Origin of the sequence: Alicyclobacillus acidocaldarius subsp. acidocaldarius DSM 446 (assembly GCF_000024285.1) — a bacterium.
Lineage (GTDB): Bacteria > Bacillota > Bacilli > Alicyclobacillales > Alicyclobacillaceae > Alicyclobacillus > Alicyclobacillus acidocaldarius.
The window spans coordinates 902,915-927,898 of sequence record NC_013205.1 but is presented as its reverse complement, the minus strand read 5'-3'; the positions used below and the strand labels follow the sequence as shown (position 1 = coordinate 927,898).

Annotated in this window: 20 protein-coding genes; 5 read left to right on the top strand and 15 right to left on the bottom strand. The window is 63.1% G+C overall.

Translation table 11 applies throughout. The features are described from left to right. Nucleotides 1–145 precede the first annotated feature (145 nt). The 4 genes from AACI_RS16885 to cimA form a co-directional block, all read right to left on the bottom strand. Complete coding sequence (locus tag AACI_RS16885; protein ID WP_041707323.1) at nt 146–367, bottom strand: hypothetical protein; 222 nt, start codon at nt 365–367, stop codon at nt 146–148. A 55-nt stretch (nt 368–422) separates the two neighbouring features. Further along, nucleotides 423–746 carry a hypothetical protein gene (locus AACI_RS16880; protein ID WP_245530705.1) on the bottom strand — a complete coding sequence of 108 codons (324 nt, stop codon included), beginning with the start codon at nt 744–746 and terminating at the stop codon, nt 423–425. A 64-nt stretch (nt 747–810) separates the two neighbouring features. Then, a complete protein-coding gene (locus AACI_RS04245) occupies nt 811–2,106 on the bottom strand; it encodes an MFS transporter (RefSeq protein ID WP_245530704.1) in 1,296 nt (431 codons plus the stop codon). A 107-nt stretch (nt 2,107–2,213) separates the two neighbouring features. After that, nucleotides 2,214–3,803, bottom strand: a complete 1,590-nt coding sequence (cimA, locus tag AACI_RS04240; protein ID WP_012810245.1) for a citramalate synthase — start codon at nt 3,801–3,803, stop codon at nt 2,214–2,216. 171 nt (nt 3,804–3,974) lie between these two features. Here cimA and AACI_RS04235 point away from each other — a divergent pair, with 171 nt between their 5' ends. Continuing rightward, nucleotides 3,975–4,799, top strand: coding sequence for an aldo/keto reductase (locus tag AACI_RS04235; RefSeq protein ID WP_012810244.1), 825 nt, complete (start codon nt 3,975–3,977; stop codon nt 4,797–4,799). Between the two features lie 43 nt (nt 4,800–4,842). Here AACI_RS04235 and AACI_RS04230 read toward each other — a convergent pair whose 3' ends face one another. After that, the gene (locus tag AACI_RS04230; RefSeq protein ID WP_008336750.1) at nt 4,843–5,235 is read right to left on the bottom strand and encodes a rhodanese-like domain-containing protein; all 393 of its coding nucleotides are present in this window, start codon (nt 5,233–5,235) and stop codon (nt 4,843–4,845) included. Between the two features lie 360 nt (nt 5,236–5,595). Here AACI_RS04230 and AACI_RS04225 point away from each other — a divergent pair, with 360 nt between their 5' ends. Next, complete coding sequence (locus AACI_RS04225; protein ID WP_012810242.1) at nt 5,596–6,777, top strand: NAD(P)/FAD-dependent oxidoreductase; 1,182 nt, start codon at nt 5,596–5,598, stop codon at nt 6,775–6,777. A 67-nt stretch (nt 6,778–6,844) separates the two neighbouring features. On the opposite strand, the gene AACI_RS04220 is transcribed toward AACI_RS04225, so the two are convergent. The 4 genes from AACI_RS04220 to AACI_RS04205 form a co-directional block, all read right to left on the bottom strand. Further along, nucleotides 6,845–7,342: a DUF1641 domain-containing protein gene (locus AACI_RS04220; protein WP_012810241.1), complete on the bottom strand. Its 498-nt coding sequence runs from the start codon at nt 7,340–7,342 to the stop codon at nt 6,845–6,847. A gap of 3 nt (nt 7,343–7,345) precedes the next feature. Further along, on the bottom strand, nt 7,346–10,330 hold the full coding sequence (gene fdhF / locus AACI_RS04215; protein WP_012810240.1) for a formate dehydrogenase subunit alpha: 2,985 nt from the start codon (nt 10,328–10,330) through the stop codon (nt 7,346–7,348). Between the two features lie 117 nt (nt 10,331–10,447). Then, entirely contained in the window at nt 10,448–11,239 is a 792-nt protein-coding gene (locus AACI_RS04210; RefSeq protein WP_012810239.1) for a formate/nitrite transporter family protein, read from the bottom strand. Between the two features lie 300 nt (nt 11,240–11,539). Then, nucleotides 11,540–11,956 (bottom strand): DUF2294 domain-containing protein, encoded by a 417-nt coding sequence (locus AACI_RS04205; RefSeq protein ID WP_012810238.1) that lies wholly within the window; start codon nt 11,954–11,956, stop codon nt 11,540–11,542. Between the two features lie 117 nt (nt 11,957–12,073). Here AACI_RS04205 and AACI_RS04200 point away from each other — a divergent pair, with 117 nt between their 5' ends. Then, nucleotides 12,074–12,913 (top strand): DODA-type extradiol aromatic ring-opening family dioxygenase, encoded by an 840-nt coding sequence (locus AACI_RS04200; RefSeq protein ID WP_012810237.1) that lies wholly within the window; start codon nt 12,074–12,076, stop codon nt 12,911–12,913. Between the two features lie 31 nt (nt 12,914–12,944). Here the strand turns inward: AACI_RS04200 and AACI_RS04195 are convergent, their stop codons facing one another. The 3 genes from AACI_RS04195 to AACI_RS04185 all read right to left on the bottom strand — a co-directional run bounded on the left by AACI_RS04195 (nt 12,945) and on the right by AACI_RS04185 (nt 17,256). Continuing rightward, complete coding sequence (locus AACI_RS04195; RefSeq protein WP_012810236.1) at nt 12,945–13,538, bottom strand: hypothetical protein; 594 nt, start codon at nt 13,536–13,538, stop codon at nt 12,945–12,947. A 71-nt stretch (nt 13,539–13,609) separates the two neighbouring features. Then, complete coding sequence (locus tag AACI_RS04190) at nt 13,610–15,532, bottom strand: ABC transporter ATP-binding protein (protein ID WP_012810235.1); 1,923 nt, start codon at nt 15,530–15,532, stop codon at nt 13,610–13,612. Then, nucleotides 15,529–17,256 carry an ABC transporter ATP-binding protein gene (locus AACI_RS04185; protein ID WP_012810234.1) on the bottom strand — a complete coding sequence of 576 codons (1,728 nt, stop codon included), beginning with the start codon at nt 17,254–17,256 and terminating at the stop codon, nt 15,529–15,531. Before AACI_RS04185 ends, AACI_RS04190 begins: the two co-directional genes overlap by 4 nt. Nucleotides 17,257–17,372: 116 nt before the next feature. Here AACI_RS04185 and AACI_RS04180 point away from each other — a divergent pair, with 116 nt between their 5' ends. After that, a complete protein-coding gene (locus AACI_RS04180) occupies nt 17,373–19,445 on the top strand; it encodes a S9 family peptidase (RefSeq protein ID WP_012810233.1) in 2,073 nt (690 codons plus the stop codon). Between the two features lie 32 nt (nt 19,446–19,477). After that, a complete protein-coding gene (locus AACI_RS04175) occupies nt 19,478–20,476 on the top strand; it encodes an acrylyl-CoA reductase family protein (RefSeq protein WP_012810232.1) in 999 nt (332 codons plus the stop codon). Here the strand turns inward: AACI_RS04175 and AACI_RS04170 are convergent. From AACI_RS04170 to AACI_RS16875, 3 genes are all read right to left on the bottom strand, one after another. Continuing rightward, complete coding sequence (locus AACI_RS04170; RefSeq protein WP_012810231.1) at nt 20,466–22,499, bottom strand: ABC transporter ATP-binding protein; 2,034 nt, start codon at nt 22,497–22,499, stop codon at nt 20,466–20,468. The two genes, AACI_RS04175 and AACI_RS04170, sit on opposite strands and share 11 nt — an antisense overlap. Beyond that, nucleotides 22,496–24,334, bottom strand: coding sequence for an ABC transporter ATP-binding protein (locus tag AACI_RS04165; RefSeq protein WP_012810230.1), 1,839 nt, complete (start codon nt 24,332–24,334; stop codon nt 22,496–22,498). Before AACI_RS04165 ends, AACI_RS04170 begins: the two co-directional genes overlap by 4 nt. Before the next feature lie 452 nt (nt 24,335–24,786). Then, entirely contained in the window at nt 24,787–24,891 is a 105-nt protein-coding gene (locus tag AACI_RS16875; RefSeq protein WP_012810229.1) for a putative holin-like toxin, read from the bottom strand. Nucleotides 24,892–24,984 lie beyond the last annotated feature (93 nt).

Genomic DNA, 24,984 nt, shown 5'->3' with positions numbered 1-24,984 from the left:
GCATACTTGACTTCCGGAGTCAACTTTCTAGGAGGTATTCTACAAGTTAGATGAACCTAATCGCAAGGGTTTGGACATAAAAATTTATTGCGTGTTACAAGACAAACAGACAGATCGCCTCGTTGAAAGCGATGGGCAAACGCCGTCATGCCTTGCCGATGATCATGAGCTCTAGGTTGTGGCGGCGGACGAGATCGACCAACGTCTCGCGGGTCTCGTGACTCAGCGCGACGGACGGGGGATTGGACGGATGGACGAGAAACAGAGCTTGCACGGATGGATCCGCGAGCTTGCGGAGCTCGTCCGGAGGGTACTGCCACGTCGGTTCGCCCGCTGGATTGCGACCCGTGGCCCGCACTTCGACCACGTCAAACCGGTATCAAGCGCCGGGATCTCCACGTACGGGGGAAAGATGGGCACCATCACGGCCGGGCGATCCCGTCCGGGTGCGGCATGCCGGCGAGATCGCCCTCCTGCCAAACGCGCCGCGCCTCCTCCAGGGCAAATTGGCCGAGACACCAAAACGCGTCTCGCGGAGCTGCCGCAATCCAGTTGGGGTTGCCGCGCCCAGCGTCGAGCATCGCCCGGGCGCGCTTCTCTTCGTGGCGCCCCGCGAGCGCCAAAAGCTTATGCCGCAACTCGAAGGGGCTCTCCTCTTCGTAGGATCTCTCCATCGCGCGGCGAGAAGACGCATCGTGCGGAAGGCGAAGCGCCTCCGGCTGACCGTTCGCTCGACCCACCGCCATCCTCCTCGTCCCGTGCCGTAGACCACGGCCCATCCATCGTTTTCCTCTCCCAGGCTGCCCGCCATCACGCACCCGTATGCGCCGAAGGTCGCTCCTCACCTTCCCGCCACTCGGGGACCCGCCAGCGGACCCACGCGAAGTTGGCAAGGTAGAGCAGGATGACGGCCGCGAGCATGACGCGAATGCCGAACCCGGCAGACACGGCGCCGCCGACGAGGGGACCGGCGAAACTGCCGAGGAAGGTGGAACTGGCCGTGAGTCCATAGACGCGCCCCCGCATCTCCTTCGGCGTCATGCGGCCCACGAGCGCGTTGGCGGTGGGAAGGATGCCTCCGATAAACGCGCCCAGCAGGAACCGCCCAAGCATGAACACCCACACGTTCGGCGCGAGAGCCTGCGGAATGTAGCACAGCGCGGCGCCGACGAGCGAGATCGACAACACCTTGCGGTAGCCAATCCGGTCGCTTCGCTTTCCAAGAAACGGGGAGAAGATCAGATCCGCGATCCCGGTCACAGCAAAGCAGGCGCCGGAAAGCGTGCCGATCACGCCGAACAGTTGTGGATCCCGGCCAACGAGCTCGCGGATGTATAAGGGAAGCACCGGCTGCACGCTCATGACCGAGAACTGAGCGGCGAAGAGGACGAAAAACATGACCTGGACGGTGCGGAGGTCGCGCACGGCCTTGAACTGACCGATGAGTCCGATGCGCCGGCCCATGCCATTTGATTCGTTAGTCGATGTTTTCGACTCTCGAATCATCGCCCAGGTCAAGAGGAACGCCGTCGTGGCGAACGCCGCCGTGAGATGGAACACGATGCGATAGTTGTGATGAAATGCGTCCACGAGCACGCCGCCCAACAGGGGTCCGACGAGGCTCCCGACCATGGCAAACGTCGAAAGCCATCCGAGGGCAAAGCCCAGCCGCTCCTCCGGAATGGTGCTCGCGACGAGCGCGTTGGCGGACGCCGAAAATCCGCTAAACGCCCCTTGCAGCATGCGGATGAAGAGTAACTCGTACACGTTCCGGGAGAATCCCATCAGGCTGGTGGCGATAGCGATGGCGAGCGTGGTCCGCATCACCATCAGCTTCTTGCCGCGCTTATCCGCGACAGATCCCCACACGGGAGACATGATGGCGGACATGAGGAAGTTGGCACTTGCGACGACACCAGCCCAGAGATCGACGGCGCGCGGGTTGTGAACGCCCAGCTGGCCGATGAAGAGCGCCAGAAACGGGTTCATGCTCGAAAAAGCCATCATCATGATGGCTTGCACGGCGCACATCGTCCAAAGGGTCCGTCTCCAAGACACTGGGCGTCCACGTTGGTCCCAGGCGCGCTCGGCACCCGATGCTTCCACCGGCAACCCCCCCGCTCAGGGCGGGAGCGCCGAGCCGAGGATTGGGCTCCGGCGCTCCGCGTCGCGTCGATGATCGCCTTCCATTGTCGCGCTTCCATCCAATCGTTTCAAGCTTCGACGAGCGCCTGGCTCGGCACCACGAGCGCCAGGTAGTACTGGATGCTATCGACGAGCGCCTCCCAGCTCGCGGCAATCACGTTTTCCGATACGCCGACTGTCCGCCAGACGTGTTCGCCGTCCGTCGATTCTATCAAGACGCGGACCCTGGCCGCCGTCGCATCCTTTTCGTCCAACACGCGGACCTTGTAGTCCGTGAGGTGCATGCGGCGGATTTCGGGGCGATGCGGAGCGAGCGCCTTGCGCAACACCGCGTCGAGCGCATTGACCGGCCCGTTGCCCTCGGACACGGTGTGGACGATTTCTCCGTCCACCTCGAGCTTGATGATGGCCTGAGACGTCGCCTCGCCTTGGCGCTGCACGTCGGTATCCACGCGCACAGCAAGGACCTTAAAAGGCGGCGTGAAATCGTTGAGGACGCGACGGAACAAAAGTTCCTGCGACGCCTCGGCGCCCTCGAACTGATACCCCATGTGCTCCATCTGCTTGATGCGCTCGAGCAAGCGCCTAAGCTCGGTCTCTCGCCCCTCCGTCGGGATACCGAACGCCTGCGCCTGCGCCAAGACGTTCGAAACGCCCGACAACTCCGAGAGCAGGACGCGGCGCTCGTTGCCGACGAGTTCCGGAGGAATGTGCTCATATGTCTCGGGATCTCGCTGGATGGCGCTCACGTGGATGCCGCCCTTATGGGCAAACGCGCTGTGGCCGACGAATGGCTGGTAACTGTGCGCCACGAGATTGCAGACTTCCCCGACAAACCGGGCCACCGGCGTCAGCAGCCGCAGATGGTCGCGAGAAGGCAGGCACGGATACCCGAGTTTCAGCTCAAGGTTCGGAATGATGGAGGCCAAATTGGCATTTCCGCAGCGCTCCCCGATGCCATTGATGGTCCCGTGCACCATCCGGGCACCCGCCTGAACCGCGGCGAGGCTGTTGGCCACCGCCAGTTCGCAGTCGTTATGCGTGTGAATGCCGACTTGGACCGGCACTTCCTGAATGACCTGTGTGACCATCTCGTGGATCTCGTGCGGCATGCTCCCGCCGTTCGTATCGCAAAGCGCCACCCAGTCCACGCCGGCCTCCCACGCCGCCCGAACCGTCGCGAGCGCATACGCTCGGTTTCGCTTGAATCCGTCGAAAAAGTGCTCCGCGTCGAAGATGACCTCGCGCCCGTGCTGCTTCAAGTACTGCACGGTGTCCCTGATCATCGCGAGGTTCTCGTCGAGATCGATCCGGAGGGCCTCCGTCACATGAAAATCCCAGGCTTTCCCGACGATCGCGACCACAGGCGTCGAAGCGTCCAGCACGGCCCGCACGCTCGCGTCGTCCTCGACGCGAACCCCGGGGCGGCGCGTGGAGCCAAACGCCGTGAGCTTCGCGTGCTTGAGGTGAAGCGACTTCGCGGCGCGGAAAAACTCCTCATCCTTCGGATTCGCGCCCGGAAAGCCGCCTTCGATGTAGGCGACGCCGAGATCGTCCAACTTTTCTGCAATCTTGAGTTTGTCGGCGACGGTGAGGCTGACCCCCTCGCCCTGCGTGCCATCCCGCAATGTGGTATCGAGCAAATACACGTAGCTCATGTGTTCATCTCCTCGCCACTCCTTGAGATCTCTATCTACGACCCATCGAAGGGATGCTATGTTTCAATATGAACGGAATCTTGGGAAATGTCCAGATCGCGTCGCGCGTCGCTTGCGGTATAATAGCGTTTGGCACTTTTGTTCCAGTCCAAGAGGGGAGGCTGCACCACCATGGTCGCACAACACGTGCAGGACACCGTCACACTGAACAACGGGGTGAAGATGCCGTGGCTCGGGCTCGGCGTCTACAAGGCGCAAGCAGGCGACGAAGTCGAACAGGCCATCCGCTTCGCCTTCGAAGCCGGCTACCGCCATATCGACACCGCGGCCTTTTACGCCAATGAGGAGAGCGTCGGCAAGGCCGTCCGTGAATCGGGCCTGCCCCGCGGCGAAGTCTTTGTCACCACCAAGGTTTGGAACACAGACCAGGGTTACGATCAAACCCTTCGCGCGTTTGAAGCGAGCCTCAAGCGCCTCGGCTTCGAATACGTGGATCTGTACCTCGTCCACTGGCCCGTGAGCGGAAAGTACCGGGAGACGTGGCGTGCACTCGAGCGCATCTATGACGAGAAACTTGCGAGAGCCATCGGGGTGAGCAACTTCCAGATTCATCATCTCGAAGACATCCTCGCGCACGGCAACGTCGTCCCGGCTGTCAATCAGGTGGAATATCACCCCCTGTTGACGCAGGAACCGCTGAGGCAGTTCTGCCGGGAGCATCACATCCAGCTGGAAGCGTGGAGTCCCATTATGCGGGGGAATCTCGATCTCCCGGTCCTGCAGGAACTCGCGCAGAAGTACCACAAGACGCCCGCCCAGATTGTGCTTCGCTGGGATCTGCAGAACGAAGTCGTGACCATCCCAAAGTCGGTGCGCAGAGAGCGCATCTTCGAGAACGCGGACCTGTTCGATTTCTCGCTGTCCGACGAAGATATGCGCCGCATCAACGCGCTCAACCGGAATCATCGCTTCGGGCCCGATCCCGACACCTTTTAATGCAGAAAGCGCCCAAATGGGCGCTTTCTCTTCTGCAAATGCCTCAATGCACGACCTCGTAGCCCGCTTCCTTCCACGCTGCCGTCCCGCCTTCGATGTATGCCACGTTCGTGAAGCCCATCAGTTTCAGGACGTACGCCGCGAGAGCCGCCTGTCCGCCCGCTCCACAGGTCGTGATGACGGGCCGATTTCGATCCGCGAGGCGCTCATCTCGCAGCTCCTTCGGGAGCTCCAGATCCGCGCGGATGGGAAGCATGCCGAGCGAAATGTTGACGCTTGAAGGGATGAGCCCACATGCGCCCGCGTCCGCCGCGTCCTGCACGTCGATGACAAGGGTGTTCGGATCCTCCTCAATCCGCTTCTTCGCCTCAGCGGCACTCAACCCTGGCACGTTCTCCTTGGCCTTTTGCACCATCTGCATGAAGGTCAACGCCACGAAAATTCGCCCTCCTCCAAAGAGATCCTTGCTTGTCCATTATACGCTTCGGATCCGGGCATCCGTCCACCCAATGTCGTGCCTGCCTACATACAGTGAACCATCGAACGACAAGGAGGTGCTGAGACGATGTACGGTGTCTTCGGTGGTTACACCCGCTGGGCTGTCGTGTTTCTCATCATCTTCGTGCTGTTCATCCTCCTCGTTCCGTACGGCGCCTACGCCAACTGAGGCCCATGTTCGCCGAGCCGCGCGCAGGCGCGGCTCCCTTTTTTCAAGATGCGATGGAACGCTCGTGTGTCACCGAGGCTGCTCTCTTCTCTGGATTCGTGTATCATCAGTGCGAGAGGAGAGAGCGCATTGAGTGGAATCGTGATTCTCGGCGCGGGATACGGCGGCCTCGCGACAGCGCTGGAACTGGATCGGCACGGCATCCCGTTTACGCTCGTCAATCGCGAGCCTTATCACACCTTCAAGACGCTTCTGCACGAGGTCGCCGGGGCGCGGCACGACCCGCGCACCTACGCGCTGTCGCTGGAAGAACTATTTCACCGAAAGACGAGCGAGATCATCATCGCAGAGGTCAAGAACCTGCGGCTGTCGGACAAGCTCGTCGAAACCGATGGCGCCACCCTGGCGTACGACACACTGATTGTCGCACTCGGCAGCCGCACGGCCACATTCGGACTGCCGGGCGTGGCGGAGCACACGTTCCGGTTGGATTCGCTGCGCGCGGCGATGGAACTCCATCACCATGTGGAACGAGAGTTCGAGCGGTATCAGCAAACGGGAAACCCCGTCCACCTCAAGGTGCTCGTGGCGGGGGGCGGGCTCACCGGGGTCGAACTCATGGGCGAATGGGCGGACTGGTTGCCCAAGCGTGTGCGTGAGCTCGGACTGCCGCTCACGGACTTGCACCTCGGCTTGATTCACGCGCACGCCGAGATTCTGCCCGACGTGGACCACCAGCTCCGAGCCGTCGCTCAAGCGAAGCTCGTCGAACGCGGCGTGGAATTGATTCTCAACGAACGCGTGGCCGGCGCCGAGCCGCAGGCGTATCTCCTCGCCTCGGGCAGAAAGCTCGAGGCCGGCACGCTCGTCTGGACGGGCGGCGTCGAAGCGCCCGCCCTGTTAAAGGAAGCGGGGCTTCCGGTGGACGCTCGAAACCGAGTGGACGTGGACGAGTTTCTGATGGCCCGGGGTGTCGCCGACGTGTACGTCATCGGCGACTGCGCGCGCTTCGCCGACGCTCACGGCAACGTCCTGCCGCCCACCGGGCAGGTGGCCGAACAAATGGGTCACCACCTCGGGGCCAATCTCGTGCGAAGGGCGCACGGCCGCCCTCCACTGCCCTTTGTCTACCGCGATCACGGCATGGTGGCTTCGCTTGGACCGAGGTACGGCGTGGCCGAGATCGGCAGGCACCACGCGACAGGCGCCACCGCATTGGTACTCAAGGACGGCTCGAAAATGAAATATTTAATGCATTTAGGAGGTCCTGTAACCCTCTTGAAGCACTATCGACAATGGCTGGAGATTTAAGACGAAAGGCCGCGGGCTTCTGACCGCGGCCTCTTTTCCATTCGACATTTCCCGAGAAATTGCGCCGTCAATCTGGAGAGCCCTGCGAGCGAAGGGTCTTACCCATTCCTGACAAAAACCCCAGAAGAAAGCGAATGGCATACGATACATTCGGATCCTTCAGCAGCGCGAGCAATTCGAATACGCCGAGCGGCTTGCCATCTGCGGCCGTCGCCTCTTTGGCATCCGCCAGCCCACCTGCGACGCCGTCCACGAGCTTCGCCAACATGCTTGGATCAAATTTGCCAAGCGCCTGCGCCAGCCCGATAGCATTCTGCAGCGCAGACGTGTATTCATCGCGAGCCAGCAGATCGACGACGTGCGCCAGAACCCGGTCTCCGCGTTCGAGAAGCGCAGTCAGCATGGGCAACAGCCCTTTGTCTTCGGCCAGCGCCACGAGCTGAATCAACCGCTCCGCCGCCTGCTCCTCATGGACCACCGCGTCCGCCAGACGCTCGAGGACGCGTTGGCGCCGCTCCTCGAGCGTCTCCTCCCGGCGCTCAATGACCCGAATGGGTTCCGCCACGGCTCAACCCTCCTTCACAAGCGCGCGATCCGTCACCAGCGGCACGTAGTCCTTGCGCGCCCACTTTTGCTCGACGTTCACACCGGGCTGCGGGTTCGGCTTGCCCAGGCGGAAGTTCCCGCGCTTGATGGGCGGCTCGCCACACGATTGGATGACCTCCATGCGCACGCGCATTTCCTTATAGGCAGGCGTGTAGGTGGCGGTGTCGTGATCGCTCGACGTGAGGCGGTTGACCGCCTCCTCGTCCGCATGGGACAAGAGCGGAACGTACACGTGTTTCCCGGACACGCGATCCGTCACGGCCACGCGCACCTTGATGCTGCCGTACGGCGAGACGAGGCGCACCAGCGCGCCGTCCTGGACACCGCGCTCCTTCGCGAGCTCCGGCGAGATCTCGACGAAGGTTTCCGGCACTTTTTCGTGGATACCGGGCACGCGGCTCGTCATGTTGCCCTCGTGGAAGTGCTCGAGCAAGCGCCCGTTGTTCAACTCTAGATCGTATTCCTCCCCGACTTCGATGGGCGGCGTCCAGTCGACCGGATAGAGCCGCGCCTTCTTGTCGGGGAATGCGAAGCCGTCCGTGTACAGGAGCGGCGTGTCGGTGCCGTCGGGAAGCACGGGCCACTGCAGGCTCCCGTAGCCCTCGAGGCGGTCGTACGACGCCCCCCGGAACAGATCGGCCGCACTCGCCATCTCCTCGAAAATCTCGCGCGCAGATGTGTAGTTCCAATGGGCGCCAAACCGGTTGGCGACCATTTGAATGATCTCCCAGTCCGGCTTCGCGTCTCCCAGCGGTTCAAGCACCCGATACAAGCGCTGGATGCGCCGCTCGGTGTTCGTGAACGTGCCCTCCTTCTCAAGGCTCGGGCAGGCCGGAAGGACCACGTCCGCGAACTGCGCGGTCTTGGACAGGAAGACGTCCTGGACCACGAAGAACTCGAGTTTCCGGAAGGCGTCCTCCACGTAGTTGGCGTTGGAGTCCACCACCGCCATGTCCTCCCCGCAGAGGTACATCGCCTTCAGCTTGCCTTCGTGAATGGCATCCACCATCTGATGATTGTTGAGCCCAGGCGTGGTCGGCAGTTCGACGCCCCAGAGCTTCTCCCACTTGCGCCGCTGCTCTTCGTTGTCCACGCGCTCGTAGCCCGGCAGGAACGGAGGCGCGCAGCCCATGTCACCGGCTCCCTGCACGTTGTTGTGACCGCGCAGCGGATACGCACCCGTGCCCGGCCGCGCCACGTTCCCGGTCACCAAAAGCAAGTTGCAGATGGCGGTCGACGTGTCACTGCCACCCCGGTGCTGCGTCACGCCCATGGCCCAGCAGACCGCGACGCGCTTTGCCTCCATGATCATCTCGGCCACGCGGACGAGCTCCTCTTTGCGGAGGCCGCAGATCTCGCTCGCGTAGTCCAGCGTGAACTTCTCGAGCGACTGCACGTATTCGTCAAAGCCATTCACGCGATCCCGCAGGAATGCCTCGTCGTGCCGGCCCTGATCGATGATGTACTTCGTCACCGCGGACAACCAGACCAAGTCCGTGCCCTGGCGCGGCTGGATGAAGAGATCGGCGCGTGTCGCCATGATGTTGCGCCGCACGTCGGCCACGATGTGCTTCTGGCCGCGCTTCTTCTGCGCCCGGCGCAGGCGCGTCGACAACACGGGATGCGCCTCGGCAGGGTTCGCGCCGACGATGAGGACGAGATCGGCCAGCTCCAGATCCTTGATAGATCCGGTGTCGCCGCCGAGCCCCATGGTCCGCCGCAGCGCCTCGGTCGCAGGAGACTGGCAGTAACGCGAGCAGTTGTCGATGTTGTTCGTGTGCATGACGGCGCGCGCCAGCTTCTGCATCAGGTAGTTTTCTTCGTTGGTCGTCTTGGACGACGAGATGAACGCCACCGCGTCGTACCCGTGCTTCGCCTGGATCTCCTTGATGCGCCGTTCGATCACGTCGAGCGCCTCGTCCCAGCTCACTTCCACGAACCGATCGCCCTTGCGCACCAGAGGCTTGGTCAGGCGATCCGGGCTGTTCACAAAGTCCCAGCCGAACTTGCCCTTGACGCACGTGGAGATCTGGTTGACCGGCGCCTCCATCTGCGGCTCGACCTTTAAAATGTGCCGATCCTTCGTCCACACGTCGAACGCGCAGCCCACGCCGCAATACGTGCAGACCGTCTTCGTCTTCCGAATGCGCGCTTCGCGCATCTCGTGCTCAATCTCCGAGACGACAAAGATGGACGAGTAACCGGGCTCGACCTTCTTGGTGATGTCGATCATCTTATCCAGGGTCGGCTTTTCGATGCCCGTGAGGAAGCCCGCTTCCCCAAGCATGGATTTTTCCATGAGCGCGTTGGTCGGACAGACCGTCACGCAGTGGCCACACGACACACACGACGACTCGTTGATGGGCACGTCGTTGTCCCAGATGACCCGCGGCACCTCGCGATCCCACGCGATGGAGAGAACCTCGCTCACCTGCAGGTTTTGGCACGCCTCGACGCAGCGGCCGCAAAGGATGCACTGCTGCGGATCGTACCGATAAAACGGGTTCGACATGTCGACCTCGTACGGCTTGGGCGTGAACGGATACGCCTGATGTTCCACGCCCATCTGCATCACGGTGTTGTGCAGCACGCAGTTGCCGTTGTTGTTGTCGCACACGGTGCAGTACAGCTCGTGGTTCTTCAGAATGCGGTCCATCGCCTCTTTGCGGGCATACCGCGCGGCCACGGACTTGGTCCGGACCGCCATCCCGTCCTCGACAGGTGTGGAACACGCGCGCATCAGCTTGCCGTCGATCTCGACAATGCAGGTGTCGCACGTTTCAATGGGGCCGAGCGCCGGATGATAACAGACGTGCGGATGTTCCTGGCCCGTGGACAGAATGGCGTCGAGCACCGACGCACCTCGTTCCACGGTGACTTCCTTGCCGTCGATCTCGAGTTGCACGGTCCGCGCCTCGGCCTGTGCTTCGGTCCTGATATCGATCATGCCGATATCCCCCTTGTCTTTCAGTTTGCGCGCGAGAGGAGACAGACGGCCGCGTAGACGGGCCGCGCCCCACGAGGAGGGCGCGGCCGATGGCGGGCGGGCGTTCGAGTGGACGTGTCACGCCTCGCGGCGGGACTTCGTCAGGTACACGAGATAATAGGCGAGTGCGGTGAAGATCCAGCCGCCGATGGCGTTGCCGATGAACGCGCCGCACCACTCCTCGATGACCTTGCCCCAGGAATAGTCGGCGCCAACCCAGAGGCCAGCCGGCAACACGAACATGTTGGCCACGACGTGCTGGAAGCCAATCGCCACGAACGCCATGATGGGGAACCAGATGGCGAAGATTTTTCCTACGATATCCTTGGCGCCGTACGCCATCCAGACCGCGAGGCAGACCAACCAGTTACACCCGATGGCGGACAGAATGGTCGGCCCAAACGCAAGCTTGGCCTTCGCCGTCGCGATGGCGATCACGGTCGCCTTGAACGGGTCGGCCGTCAACAAATGCGCGCCGACGCCGAACGCGCCCGCGACGAACAGCGAACCGAGGAGATTGCCCACGAGCACCCAGAACCAGTTGTACACGAGACCTCCGATGCTCGCGCGCCCCGCGTGCACGGCGATCGGGACCGTCATCATGTTGCCGGTCAGGAGTTCACCACCCGCGATGACCACAAGCATGAGGCCGACCGGAAACACCGCGCCGCCTATCAGGCTCTTGATGGACGCCAGGCTATCGGGCAAGCTGGCCGTCACCCGGATGTCGACCAGGAACCCCAGCGCGATGAACGCGCCTGCCAGAATGCCGAGAATGAGCAGCTTCCACCATGCTTCCTTCGTCTTCTTTTCGCCGACTTCAACTGCGAGTTGCGCGATCTCCGCTGGACTCAAAAACCCGTTGCTCATTCGAATCTCACCCTCTTCTGCTCAGCGCTCTTCTGGGTTCACATCGTTCCCACCGTTACCTTGTGCAGCGCGACACGCTTCATACCTACAACACCATCCATAATTACCCATCCATTGCGCGCACAAAAAAGGACACAAATTGCCGCTCTCCGCGGTCAACTTGTGCCGATGTGTTCGCCTGCAGAACCTACAGGCCAACCATTCAAGCGCCGAGCCAATTGTTCGTAGCGCGCCCACTCACGCGAATGCACCCGCCACGCGCTATCATTATACCACGTTCGATCTGAAACCGAATACAACTCATTCTGCGGATTCTTGCGCTGGATTTCCTTGTTTCTCGAACCGCGGCTCTCCGTCCGGCAGCGGATCCCGCGGGATGGGGCGCTCAAAGATGAACACCGAGACCCCCATGTCCTCCTCCACCTTGAAGTCGGAAAACAGGTAGAGGAACTTCGATCCCGCCACTTCTTCCAGCCCCTCGGGGACCTTGCGCTTGTACAACTCCTGAATCATACTGGTGCGGGCCACCCGCACCATCTCGGCCCCTTCAGGCGTTCGGCTGATGAATTTTTCCGTCGGCGTCAGGTTGCCCTGCAGCACGGAGATGGCCATGTTCTCGACAAACACGGTGTGAATTCGCTCTGGCCCTTTGCCGAAACACTCCTTGCGAACCCTGCGAACGATCTCGTTAAACGCCTGCTCGCGACTCTTCGGCATTCCCCATCGCCCCCGGCCGTCTCGCTCCTCTGACTCTATTGTAGCCGCTTCTCTTACGTCAGCCAAATGTGGCGTTCCCGCGAGATTTCGTCTACAGTGGCGTCAGGAGGCGATTCCATGAGCATCGTCTTTGCAGCCATCGCGCCGCACGGCCTGCCCATTCTCCCTGAACTCGTCGGCGAGGGTCCGGACCTGATGTCCAAAACGCGCGCAAGCCTCGTGGAACTAGGCCGCGCCGCTCAGACCGCCGATCCCGACGCGTTGATTGTCATCACCCCGCACGGCATCCGCGCGGAGGGCCAATTCACCCTCAGTGCAAGCGCCTACATGGAGGGCGAGCTCAGCGAACAGACCGCGGCGCTGATGGTGCGAGCGCACCGGCTCGACAAGGGCAACCGCGTGCACATGCGCCGCGCCGTAGATCGCGAGCTCGCGCGCGAGATCGCAAAGCTCGCTTCGCCCGACCTGCCTTTGGCCGTCCTGAACTTCGCCACCGCGGACGGCCCTCTCTCCACCCTGCCCCTCGACTGGGGAACGATGATCCCGCTTTCCTTCATGCCGGATCGCCCGGTGGTGGTGGTTCAGACGGCGCCATCCCGCCCGTTTGAGGAACACGTCCGCCTGGGCCGCGCCATTCGAGCCGCGTGCGACGCTCTCCATCGCCGGGCCGCCGTGATCGCGAGCTGCGATTGGGCGCATGCGCACGCGCAGGACGGCCCGTACGGCTACCACGAGGACGCCGCGAGACTCGACGCGGAGGTGGAACGCGCCATCGCGGCAGGAGACCTGGAACGGTTGGCGGATTTCCCGGACGAGATGATCGAAAACGCGCGGCCCGACGGCATGTGGCAGGCGCTGGTCCTGGCGGGCGCCGTGCCCAAGGATGAGCGGCACCCGCGCGTGTTGTCCTACGAGCGGCCGACGTACTTCGGCATGCTCTGCGCCCAGATGCTTTGAAGACGATGCGGTGCCGTCACGTGCGGAGGGATCACGGCGCGCCGATGACGGGTTCGCGGAGATGGGGCGACACAATGACGGTGTCCAACACCCTCGCCACCTGCCCCGCGTCGATGGTCACGAGCCGGTACGTGCCGGGATGCCCGAGCAGAAAGCGCCGATGAAGTCGATCCGCCGCGCCAGGGATGGGTTGAAACGCCGGGTGCTCGAGGTCCACCGTGCGCACCTGGCAGCTCTCGGCCGCCATGCCCTCGACGTCGAGCTCCCAGCCGAGCGGCACGGAGAGCACGAGCGCGCCGCGATTGGCACGCATGGTGCGGCCCGTGTCCCGGCCGTCCGTGTACGCATGTGGAGACACAGGCGCCGTGATGGCCCGGCCGTCCGTGTACGCGTCGGGAGACGTGGGCGCCGTCACGCCGCGCCCGTCCGTCGCCTCAAGCGGCGAGGAGGCGCGAGGTCCTGCCACCGGCCGGAGATCGACCGTCACCACGTGATGGGCCGCGTCCAGGCGAACGGCGTGCACGGTTGGCCCGTACACCGCCTGCCGTGTCGCGGCGGAAGCGGCGTGTGTGTCCGGATGTGAAAATCCGAAGAACGCGATAGAAAGCAGAAGAGCGGGCCCCATGGGTCATCGCCTCCATCGAGTTTCGATGACCCTAGCTTGCCCACTCATTTCCTGTTTCATCCATCCATTGATCACGAGCCGCTGATTTGCGCCGCCCCGCTTTGGGACGCCTCGCGCAGGGCCTCGTCGACGCTCGATCCGCCGAACTGACTGCGATACAGCTCGGCGTAGAAGCCACCCTTCTCCAAGAGTTCGCGGTGCGTGCCTTGTTCGATCACGCGGCCGCGGTTCATGACGAGGATCTGATCGGCGTTCTGGATGGTGGACAGCCGGTGCGCGATGACAAAACTCGTCCTGCCCTCCATCAGTCGCTGCATTGCCTCTTGGATGAGAAGCTCCGTGCGCGTATCCACGCTCGAGGTGGCCTCGTCGAGAATGAGGATGGCGGGATCGGCCAAAATGGCGCGGGCGATGGTGATGAGCTGTTTTTGGCCCTGAGACAGGTTCGAGGCCTCTTCGTTGATCACGGTGTCGTAGCCGTCCGGCAGCGTGCGAATGAAGTGATCCGCTCGCGCTGCCCGCGCCGCCCGAAGGATCTCCTCCTCGCTGGCGCCGGGTCTTCCATACGCGATATTGTCGCGGATGGAGCCGTGGAATAGCCACGTGTCCTGAAGCACCATCCCAAAGAGGCTGCGAAGATCCGCGCGCGTCATGTCGCGGATATCGACGCCGTCGATGGTGATGGAACCCTCGCGCACGTCGTAGAACCGCATCAGCAAATTGACGAGTGTCGTCTTGCCAGCTCCGGTCGGACCGACGATGGCCACGGTCTCGCCTGCGGCGACCTCGAGATTCAAATCCTCGATGAGCGGTTGATCGTCCTTGTAGCGAAACGAGACGTGCTGGAACGCCACGGCACCGCGCGGCTCACGGAGGCGAACGGGATGCTCGGGATCCGGCGCCTCCTCCTGCTCATCCAACAGCTCGAAGATCCGCTCCGCGGACGCGATGGTCGACTGGATGATGTTGGATATGCTGGACAACTGAGTGATGGGCTGCGAGAACTGGCGCGCGTACAGGATGAACGCCTGGATGTCCCCAATGCTGATGGTGCCGCGCGCCACAAACAGCCCGCCGATCACGCTGACCAGCACGTAACCCAGGTTGCCGATGAAATTGTTGAGCGGGAAGATGAGGCCCGAGACGAATTGCGCTCGCCACCCGGATTCGTACAGCCCCTCGTTGTGCCGATCGAACGTCTCCAGCGCCCGTCGCTCCATATTGAACGCGCGCACGATGGTGTGCCCGGTGTACATCTCTTCGATGTGGCCGTTCAAGAGCCCCAAGGACCGCTGCTGGCCCACGAAAAAGCCCTGCGATCGCTTGGTCACAAACCGCGTCACGAAAAACGACAGCGGCAACGTGAGAAACATCACGAGCGTCATGAGCGGACTGATGGACAGCATGACCGCGATCACGCCGACGAACGTCACAATGCTCGATACGAACTGAAGCAACGCCTGCTGCAGGGTGTTGCCGATGTTGTCGAAGTCGTTCACGAACCGGCTCATGACATCGCCGATGGGGCGCCCGTCGAAGAACGAGAGCGGCAGGCGCTCAAGCTTCGCGTACACGTCTCGCCGGAGCGCGTACACGGTCTTCTGGGCCACGCCGGCCATCATGTACTGCTGCAGGTAGCTGAACACGCTCGAGAGCGCGTACAGACCCGCCAGTTCCTCCAGCACGCGCACGATGTCCGCCCAGTTGAACGCAGGGCCGGGCAAATGCATCCACTGGTGCCGCAAGCCCGCGACGAGATCGTTCGTGATGCCCTTCATGACGTCCGGGCCGAGAATCGAGAACAGGGTCCCGAGCACGGTCATCACGAACACGAAGCCGATGCGCCATGCGTGCGGCCGAAAGTAGCGCATGAGGCGCCGCGCGGTCCCGCCGAAGTCCTTCGGTTTCTGCACCGGCATGCCAGGCCGCATGCCGCCGTGGCGCATCGGCATGGGCGGGCGCATGGCTGGCATCTCCCGCCGATCCTGACTCATGCCGTGACCTCCTCCCCGAGTTGCGACCGGACAATCTCCCGGTACACCTGACAGTTGGCGAGCAGCTCCTCATGCGTGCCGATCCCGGCCACGCGCCCCTCGTCCAGCACAACGATTTGGTTCGCATCGCGAATCGTGTTCACCCGCTGTGCCACAATGATGACCGTCGCATCGCTCACCGCCTCGCGAAGCGCCTGGCGGAGGCGCGCATCGGTTCGAAAGTCGAGCGCAGAAAAGCTGTCGTCGAAGATGTAAATGGGCGCTCGGCGCACAAGCGCCCGGGCGATGCAGAGGCGCTGCTTCTGGCCTCCCGAGAGGTTTCTCCCGCCCTGCTCCACCACCGCGTCGAAGCCGTTTGGCATCTGCTCGATGAACTCGAGCGCCTGTGCAATGCGGGCGGCTTCGCGCACCTCTTCGTCGCTCGCATCCTCGCGGCCCGCCCGGATGTTCTCCGCGATGGTGCCGCTGAACAGGACGGATTTCTGCGGCACATAGCCAATCTCTCCGCGCAGCGCCTCCTGGTCCCACGCGCGCACGTCGATCCCGCCCACGAGCACGCTCCCGGACTCCACGTCGTAGAAGCGAGGAATGAGGCTCACGAGCGTCGACTTGCCCGATCCCGTCCCGCCGATGATGGCCGTGACCTCACCCGGCCTTGCGACAAACGAAATGTCCGACAGCGCAGGCGCCTCCGCGCCGGGATACCGGAACGTCACGCCTCGAAACTCGACGAGCCCCGCGGCCTGAGGTTCCGACCTCGGCGATTCCGGATTGCGAATCCGCGTCTCGCTCGACAAGACCTCCCAGATGCGATTGGCGGACGCGTTCGCGCGCGGGATCATGAAAAACATCATAGACACCATCATGATGGCGAACAACAGCTGCGTCACATACTGGATGAACGCCATCAGGGAGCCAATTTCCATCTTTCCGCTCGCCACGCGCACACCGCCGAACCACAGAATGGCGATCACGGCCAGGTTGATGACGAGCATCAGCGCCGGCGACAGCGCGGCCATGATCTTCTGCACCCGGGTGGTGGTGCCCGTGAGATCGGCGTTGGCGCGATCAAACCGCTCCGCCTCACGCGCCACCTGGTTAAACGACCGGATGACGCGAATGCCCGTCAGGTTCTCGCGCAACACGCGATTCAGCACGTCAATCTTTCCCTGCATGAGGCGGAACAGCCGGCTCGCCCGGCCAAACACGAGCACAATGACGCCCGCGAGCACCGGGAGCATCAGCCAGACCACGAGGGAAAGTTTCGCATCCGTGTAGACGGCCATGAGCACGCCACCGATGCAGTTGAGCGGCGCCATGATCATCATGCGCAGCATCATGTTGACGAGCTGCTGCACCTGCGTGATGTCGTTGGTCGTGCGGGTGATGAGCGACGCCGTCGAAAACCGGTCGATCTCCTCCAGCGAAAACGTCTGCACATGGGCAAACAGGTCTCGCCGAAGGTGCTTGCCGAAACTCGCGGCCGTCTGCGAGGACAGGTAGCTCGCGGTGATGGAGAATCCCACCGCGATGATCGAGACGGCGAGCATGAATCCGCCCATGCGGACGATGTAAGGCAGGTTGCCTTTCAACACGCCGTTGTCGACGATCTCGGACATGAGCGTCGGAAGGTACAGGTTTCCAAGCACCTGTAGGAAGATGAACGTCACGATGAGAACAATGCGCAGCCGGTACGGCCGCAGATAGGGAAACAGCTTGCGCAAGCCACCCACCCCCATGTGCGCTGGCGACAGGCGCCAGCAAACGCCGCATGGTATGATACTCGTGAAGCCTCGAAATCGCGTTGAAACCGCCATCAACGCCGCGAAGGAGTGACCTCATGGAAGCGCCGAAGGCAAAAGCGATCCCCAAAGTGCTCGAGATCCACGGAGACCGCCGGATTGATCCGTACTATTGGCTCCGAGATCGCGACAACCCCGATGTGATTCAGTATCTCGAAGACGAGAATACATACTACCGCTGGTACATGGAGCGCATCCAGCCGCTCACCGACGAGCTGTACGAAGCGATGGTCGCCCGCATTCCCGACGCGGAAGAGCGCGTTCCCGTCCAGGGAGACCAGTATTACTACTACACGCGTATGGAAAAGTCCTTGCAGTACCCGATCCACGCCCGCAAGCGCGCGGCCTCCCGCGACGCGCTGGCCGACGCCGAGGAGGAGATTCTCCTCAATCTGAACGATCTCGCCGGCGACGGGTACCTGAGCGTCACCGTGCTCGCCACGAGCCCGGACGAGAAGCGGCTGGCGTACCTGGAAAACCGGGACGGGACGGATCGGTACACGCTTCTCGTCAAGGACCTGGTGACCGGTGAGATGCTGCCGGATCGCATCGAGGGCGTGTTCATCGACGGCAGTGTCGCCTGGAGCGCGGATGGACAGTACCTGTTCTACATCACCGTGGACGAGGCGCAGCGACCGTACCGCCTGTACCGGCATCGGCTTGGCGATCCGGCCGAGCAGGACGCGCTCTTGTACCAGGAGGACGACGAGACCTGCATTCTCACGCTCACGAAGTCGCAGAGCGGCAGGTATTTGTTCCTCACCTCCTCCACGAAGACCTCGACGGAGGTCCGCTATCTGCCGGCGGACGATCCGCTCGGCACGTGGACCGTGTTCCGCCCGCGCCAGGCGGATGTGGAGTACGAGCTCGAGCACTGGGAAGACGCGTTTCTCGTCCTGACGAATCTCGAGCGCCCGAACTTCAGCCTGTTTCGCCACCCCGTCGCGCCGTGCGAGGATGAGCGCCTGGAGGAGCTGTTCCCGTACGACGAAGCCCGGTACCTCACCGGCGTGCACCCGTTCCGGGAGGCCGTCGTGATCGAGGGCCGGGAAGGCGGCTTGACGCAGATCTGGACGTTCGCCGACGGGCGCCTCACGCGACTCGAGTGGGACGAGCCGCTTTACACCGTGTCCGTGTCGACGAATCGCCGCTACGACACTCGCGAGGTGCTCATCCAGTACGAGTCGTTTCTGACACCGCGCACCACCTATGCGCTCGATCCCGTGAGCGTCACCAGGAAGGAGCTTCACCGCCAGCCGGTCAATGGTCCGTACCATCCGTCCGACTACGTGCAGGAGCGCCTCTGGGCGAAGGCGGGCGACGGGACCGACGTCCCCGTCTCCCTCGTGTATCGAAAGGACGCGCGACGTGAGGGGCCCGCACCGTGCATTCTCTACGGATACGGCTCCTACGGACACAACCTGGATCCCGTCTTCATGCCGACGCTGCTTCTCCCCTTGCTCGATCGCGGCGTGATCTACGCCATCGCGCACGTCCGCGGCGGATCGGAGATGGGGCGGCACTGGTACGAGAACGGCAAAATGCTGCGGAAGAAGAACACGTTCACCGACTTCATCGCCTGTGCGGATGCGCTCATCCGCGAGGGCTACACGTCGCCCGAAAAACTGGCAGCCGACGGGCGGTCCGCGGGCGGCCTCCTGATGGGCGCCGTGGCCAACATGGGCGGGGATCGGTTTGCCGCCATCTCGGCGGGCGTCCCGTTCGTCGACGTGGTCACCACGATGCTCGATCCCACCATCCCGCTGACGACGCTCGAATGGGACGAGTGGGGCGATCCGCGGGATGAGACGTACTACTTCTACATGAAATCGTACAGCCCGTACGACAACGTCGAGCCGAAGCGGTACCCGCACCTGATTGTGACCACAGGGCTCAACGATCCGCGCGTCGCCTACTGGGAGCCTGCCAAGTGGGTGGCGAAACTGCGCGCCACCAAGACAGGTCAGGAGGCGCTCGTGCTGAAGACCCACATGGGCGCCGGGCACTTCGGCTCCTCCGGCAGGCTCGAGCACCTGCGAGAGTCGGCCGAGATCCACGCGTTCTTGCTCTACCACATCGGCGTGTCGCCGAAGCGTTCAACCGCTTCCTGATGCGCTCACGCCCACCGAAGGAGGTACACGACATGACCACGTTTCGCGCCCACATGGTGGAACAGGACGGAAACGCACATCGCGCCGGCGTCCGCGAGCTCACCCTAGACCAACTGCCCGAAGGTGAGGTGCTCATCCGCGTCCGCTACTCGAGCGTCAACTACAAGGACGGAATCTGTTCCCAGCCCGCGAGCCGGCTCGTGACGCGCTACCCCATGGTGCTCGGGATTGATCTCGCAGGCGAAGTCGTCGAATCGCGGGATGCTCGGTTTCGGCCGGGCGATCCCGTCATCTGCACCAGCTACGATCTCGGCACGGGCCACTTCGGGGGCTTCAGCGAATACGCCCGCGTGCCTGCCGACTGGGTGGTCCCGCTTCCCGACGGGCTGTCGCTGCGCGACGCCATGGTGCTCGGCACCGCCGGATTCACCGCCGCACTATCCCTGTACCGTATGGAGCAAAACGGCGTGTCTCCCGCCATGGGCGCCATGCTCGTGACGGGCGCCACCGGCGGCGTCGGCGCGACCGGCATCGCCATCGCCAAACGGGCCGGGTACCGCGTGGTGGCGTCGACGCGCAAGGACGAGGCCGCCGAATGGCTGAAAACCCTCGGCGCGGACGACGTGGTGCGGCCCGATGCGCTTCTTCTGCAGGAAGGCGAATCCTACCTGAACGTGAAGACGCGCTATGCGGGCGTGATCGATCCCGTGTCGGGCAAATACGTGCCACACCTGCTGCAGCGCCTCGAGTACGGCGGCGTCATCGCCATCAGCGGTTACACGGGCGGGCCGGATTTCACCGCCAGCGTGTTCCCGTTCCTCCGCCGCCAAGCGGCCATCATCGGCATCGACTCGGTGTGGCTCGACATGGAGACGCGCCGCGAGATCTGGCGCCGGCTCGCCGGGCCGTGGAAACCGAGCGATGAGGCGCTGAGGCAAATCGGCCACGACATCACACTGGACGACCTCGACAGCGCCCTGAAGCAGATCCTCGCGGGCCGGATGCAGGGCCGCGCCGTCGTCAACCTGTGACGCCGAGCGCCTTCGTCTGCAGCTCGTACATCTGGCGATATCGGGCGCCCAGCGCCATCAGCTCGTCGTGCGTCCCTCGCTCGACGATCTCGCCCTGGTCAAGCACCAGGATGAGATCCGCATCGCGAATCGTCGACAGCCTGTGCGCGATGATGAACGTGGTGCGCCCCCGCTTCAGGACCTGGAGCGCATCTTGAATGATGCGCTCCGTTTCGCTGTCGACATTCGCGGTGGCCTCGTCGAGCACCAGGATGGCCGGATCGAAGGCCAGTGCGCGCGCGAACGAGATGAGCTGGCGCTCCCCGGCGGAGAGCGTGCTGCCGCCTTCGAGCACCGGCTCGTCGATGCCGCCCGGCAGATTCCTCAGCAGCCGATCCGCCCCCACGTCCCGGAGCGCCTTTTCGATGCGCTCGCGGCTCACGCGAGGGTCCCCGAGGCCGACGTTCCACGCGATGGTTCCCGTGAACAGGTACGGATCCTGAAGCACGATGGCCATGTGCTGCCGCAGTTGTTGCGGCGGAATCTCGCGGATGTCCCGCCCGTCGATCCGAATGGCGCCGCGATCCGGATCGTAGAACCGGAACAGGAGGTTCATGATGGAGCTCTTGCCCGAGCCGGTGTGTCCGACGAGTGCGACGGTCTGCCCGGGCTGCGCGGTGAACGTGATATCGCTCAGCACGGGATGAACGCCGTCGTACGAGAACCAGACGTGATCGAACTCGACCTCGCCGCGAAAGCGCGGGATGGCGCCGTATTCGGGCTCCACGCCGGGTTCGTCGAGGAGCTCGAAGACGCGCGCGGCGGATGCGCGCGCCTGCTCGAGCGTCGCGAGCTGGTTGACGACCTGCGTGAGCGGCTGAAACAGGCGGTTCAGGTAATCGACGAACGCGTACAGCACGCCGAGCGACACGATGGGCTCGAGATGGAGCGATCGCCATCCGAACCACGCGATGATGGCCGCGAAGAACAGGTTGCGCAGGACGCCCGCGAGGTTGTATCCCGTGGCGGAGTTGATGCGCAGAAGCCTCGTCTGGCCGTCGTAGTAGGCCTGGTTCATCTCGTTGAACTCGGCGGCCGTCCTCGCCTCCCGGTTGAACGCGCGGATGATGGGCATGCCCTGGATGGTCTCGTTCAGCATGGCGTTGATCTCGGAGATGAGCGCGCGCACGCGCAGGTTGACCTGCACGGTATACCGGCGGTACAGCCAGATCCAAAGAAACAGGATGGGCAAAAGCGCGCAGGCCAAGAGGGCGAGATCGACATTCAGGATGAAAAGCGCGACATAGATGCCAAACATCGTCACGGCGCTCGAGAGCACGTTCGCCAGCACGTTCACGTAGAAGTCGCGAATCGACTCGGTGTCGTTCGTGATGCGCGAGACAATTTTTCCTGCCGGCGTGTTGTCAAAGTACGAAATGGGCAGGCAGTGAATGCGGTGAAAGACGTCGCGCCGCATGCGCTGCAGGATGCGGTTGGCAGACACCTGCAACAGATACTGCTGGCCGTACAAAAAGACGGCGGAGGCGGCGAGCAGCGCGAAATACAACAGGGCGAGCCGGATGACGTTCGGCAGCTCGGGCCGGTAGAACGCGAACATCTGCGCCCGGCTGATGGGGTGCGCAGGTATGGTGCGCCAGTGGCCCGCCACCTCCTCGCGGATTTCCCCGGGCCGAGACCCCGCCGCGATGGCCTCCACGGTTCCCGGCAAGAAGTATGCGGTGGTGCCGAGCGTCATGAGCGTGTGCGGCTGTTGTCTCGGCGCTCCGTGTGGCAGCTTGTCGCCGCGCACGTACAGCTGGCCATCCACGCGAACTGCGCCGGGCGCACCCGCGGGCGCCCGATACCAGACCTGCTGCACGCCCTCGATGTCCCGGTTGATGATGGTTTTCGCGACAAACGGGCCCGCGAGTTGCGCGGCCACCGAGAGCACGAGCAAAATGAGCGCCGCGACGATGGCGCCGCGCGCGTGCCCCGCATACTGCACGAGGCGCCTTCCGACGCGGACCGATGCGTGGCGATTCATCGCACATCCCCCCTATCCGCCCCGGTGAGTGACGGTTGCGCCGCGCCTGGCGCGCCCTCTTCAGGTGCCTCCGCGTCTTCGGCGAGATCGTCCGAGGCTTCGCCAAACGCCTGCTGATGCAGGTACTGCTTGGCGTACCAACCCCCGAGCCGCATGAGGTCCTGAAACGTGCCCGCTTCTGCGATCCGCCCGTCATCCAGCACCACGATGTAGTCCGCGTGCTGAACGGCCGACATGCGGTGGCTGACGATGAGCGTGGTGCGCCCCTGCCTCACGCGGCGGATGGAGCGCAGGATGTGCGCCTCCGTTCGCGCGTCCACGGCCGACATCGCGTCGTCCAGAATGAGAAGATCGGGATCCAGAATGAGCGCGCGGGCGAGCGCGATTCGCTGCTTCTGCCCGCCGGACAGCGAAATGCCCCGTTCGCCGACGAGCGTGTCGAGCCCGTCCGGGAGCCGCGGAATGTCCTCCGCAAATCCGGCGAGATGAAGCGCGCGAACGACCTCTTCGTCCGTCGCGTCGTGCTTGGCAAAGCGGACATTGTCCCGCACGCTGCGCGAGAACAGCATCGGGTTCTGCGGGACATAGCCGATCAGCCGATGGAGCGCGTCGATTCGGACGTCCTGAATGGGTAGGCCGTTCACCAACAGGCGGCCGCGATGCCCCACGGGATACTCGCGCAGAAGTTGCTTGACGAGCGTCGACTTGCCGCTGCCCGTCCTGCCCACGATGCCGAGGGTCTGGCCGCGGCGAATGACGAGATCGATGTCCACCAGGTTGTCCCGCTCGGACGACGGGTAGCGGAACGAGTAGCCTTCGAAGCGGATCTCGTCGATGCGCGCCACCTCCGCCGCCCCGTCCGCGTCCACCACGTCGGGCTCGTACGCGAGCGTCTCGTTCACGCGATCCAAGGACGCGTTGCCGCGCTGCATGATGTTGATGAGCTGCCCAAACGCGAGCATAGGCCAGATCAGCATGCCCAGGTAGACGTTGAACGACGTGAGCTGACCCACGGTGAGCTGGCTCTGGAAGACGAGGTACGTGCCGTAGCCCAGGCCGATGAGGTACGTCACGCCGACGAGGAGGCTGATGGTCGGATCGAACAGGGCGTCGATCTTCGCGACGGCAATGTTCTTCCGATACACGTCCGCCATCGTCTCAGCGAAGCGGCGCTCCTCGTTCTGCTCCTGCGCGTAGGCGCGCACCACGCGAATGCCGGCGACCGTCTCCAGGACGCGATCGTTCATATCCCCGAAGGCATCCTGCGCCCGCTCGAACCGGTCGTGCAGGATCTGGCCGAATTTCGTCATGGCGAGCGCGATGAACGGCATGGGCACGAGCGAGAACAAGGTCAGCTTCCAACCGTCGAGCACGGCCATGGTGACGAGGATGGTCGTCGAGTACGTCGTCGAGTCGATGAGCGTCAGGATGCCGAATCCGGCCGTTTGCATGACCGCGTTCAGGTCATTGGTCGATCGCGCCATGAGGTCGCCCGTGCGGTTCTGCTCAAAGAAGCGCGGCGTCATCTTGAGAAAGTGCTCCATGAGCCGACGGCGCAGTGACAGCTCCAGCGTCCGGGCGCCGGAATAGAGCTGATATTGCCACGTCACGCCGCACACGTACGACACGACAATGGTCAGGAGCAAGGCGCCCACGAGCTCGGCGAGCGCCCTGAGCGTCATGCCGTGCTGGCTCATGAGGTCGATGGATCGGCCGACGAGGTAGGGCGGAATCACGTCGATGACATTGAGGAACAGCAAGAGCCCGACGGCGATCCCGTATCGCTTTCGTTCCTCCCAGAAGAAATGGCGAAGTTTCCACAGCACTTGAAACACAAACAGGCCCCCTAGACGCAAAAAGGCATGCCTCGCGCGGCATGCCCAGTCCGAGTGTGGAATGAGTCGGCGCGAGCCGCGTGTGCAACTCGCGCCAGCGCCCTAGATGGCGCTTGCGCGAGGAGGTCGAGCCGCAATTGGAAACGCGAATGGCTTGACGGGTCGCTTCGTCATCCGAACCATGGGCTTCGACCTCCTCTCTTCCGTGCAGACTGTCAGAATTGAACATATCACTTCTGGTGAAGCGCGTCAACGCCGAAGAACCTCGGACGCAGAACAACTGCCGCATTGACGAATATTCCAAGTATGGTACACTTACAATGAGAAGAGCGCCGGAGTTCGCGGCTCCGACGCTCAGGCACCGACGCCTGGGCAGGATCCCTGCCCGCCGCTATCCGCTTGAATAGCTTTGAGCAGTGACCGCCCCAAGGGCCGTGAACCTATGGGGGCGGTCACTTGCGCGTCAAGGCAAGAACCAAGGCGACAACCAGCGACAGACACGTCATCACGAACGATCCAAACTGAATCAGAAGTGACAGCGCATCCGCCACCGTCATGCCCTCACCCCCTCCCGCCTGATGAGACGGGCAGGGAGTGACCCCCAAGGCAGTGCCTCCCTATACTCTACCAGATTTCAAGCCGCACGCGTA